The organism is Mycobacterium sp. 1245499.0, assembly GCF_001673615.1.
Lineage (GTDB): Bacteria > Actinomycetota > Actinomycetes > Mycobacteriales > Mycobacteriaceae > Mycobacterium > Mycobacterium europaeum_A.
Genome location: NZ_LZMG01000261.1, coordinates 1 through 935 on the forward strand (window position 1 = coordinate 1; position 935 = coordinate 935).

2 pseudogenes are annotated in these 935 nt (G+C 70.5%); one reads left to right on the forward strand and one right to left on the reverse strand.

Annotation, left to right across the window (positions count from 1 at the left end):
* Positions 1-141 (forward strand): annotated as a pseudogene (locus A5646_RS30430) (DUF222 domain-containing protein); the annotation flags it as partial.
* On the opposite strand, the pseudogene A5646_RS14825 reads toward A5646_RS30430, so the two are convergent.
* A pseudogene (locus tag A5646_RS14825) lies at positions 84-845 on the reverse strand (DUF222 domain-containing protein); the annotation flags it as partial. The pseudogenes A5646_RS30430 and A5646_RS14825 overlap by 58 nt on opposite strands.
* Between the last annotated feature and the right edge of the window lie 90 nt (positions 846-935).

Here is a 935-nt window from a genome sequence, read left to right on the forward strand (position 1 = left end):
TTGGCGCACATTGAGGGCACGCTGCTGGCCCCGGACGCGCATGCGCTGGACCGGCGGTTGACTGCGTTGGCGGCCACGGTGTGTGAGCATGATCCGCGCACCCGCGAGCAGCGCCGCGCTGATGCGCTGGGCGCGTTGGCGGGCGGGGCGGATCGGCTCGGGTGTCGCTGCGGGCGCGCCGACTGTGTGGCCGCCAACGCAGTCAACCGCCGGTCCAGCGCATGCGCGTCCGGGGCCAGCAGCGTGCCCTCAATGTGCGCCAACCCCTCCCCCATCTCAGCGACCCACACCTCACGCCCGGCCACGCGCTCCTTGCGCCGCCGCACCGCATCCACATCAGCGCGAGCCACCACCTTGTCCACCTGCGCCGCCAACCGGCCCTGGCTCAGTGACGGCCACCTGGCCACGGTGGCCGCCAACTCCGCGTCCACGGCGCCCAGCACCTGCGGGTCGGTGATCAAATCGGTGCGGAACACGATCGTCTGAAACATCAGGTAGCCAATATCCCCGGCCGAAAACACCGCACCCACCTTCGGCAACCGTTCCCGCATCGCCCGCGCGTACCGCAGCCGGCTGGCGGCCAACCCCTGACTGATCCGCAGCTCGGCGGCCACCTCCGCACCCACCGCCGCCTCGGTGTCCATCGCCCACTCCTCGGTCTCGGCACACCGCGACAACCGATAGGCGAACAACTCACCAATCGCCACCAACTGCGCGGCCGCCGCCCGATTCTCCGCCCGCGCGGCCGCCCCGATCCGCTCCAGCAGCCCCACCGACACCGGCGTCGCCGACGGGTATTGGCGCTCGATGAGCTCATCGAACCGCGCCCGCACCTTTTCGAACATGTGTTCGATCATAGCCGCGCGGGCGACAAGTTAGCGGCTGAGCCGCCCGAGCACCTCGTCGACAACGGAATCCAGCGTGACGGGGACCGG